Here is a 295-nt window from a genome sequence, read left to right on the forward strand (position 1 = left end):
GGGTCCTGAAGGAACGTTGAAGACGACGACGTTGATAGGTCGGGTGTGTAAGTGTAGCGATACATTGAGCTAACCGATACTAATGAACCGTGAGGCTTAACCTTACAACGCCGAAGGTGTTTTGGCGAAGAGACAGATTTTCAGCCTGATACAGATAAGATTAACCGGCAAAAAGCGGGTTAATAAACAGAATTTGCCTGGCGGCTGTAGCGCGGTGGTCCCACCTGACCCCATGCCGAACTCAGAAGTGAAACGCCGTAGCGCCGATGGTAGTGTGGGGTCTCCCCATGCGAGA

General features: G+C 51.5%; 2 rRNA genes. Both read left to right on the forward strand.

Annotated elements, in window-relative coordinates:
- A 23S ribosomal RNA gene (locus tag OOJ59_RS27990) occupies nt 1-104 on the forward strand; the annotation flags it as partial.
- Between the two features lie 92 nt (nt 105-196).
- Nucleotides 197-295 (forward strand): 5S ribosomal RNA (gene rrf / locus OOJ59_RS27995); the annotation flags it as partial.

It is taken from the genome of Citrobacter sp. W9, assembly GCF_026719375.1.
Lineage (GTDB): Bacteria > Pseudomonadota > Gammaproteobacteria > Enterobacterales > Enterobacteriaceae > Citrobacter > Citrobacter werkmanii.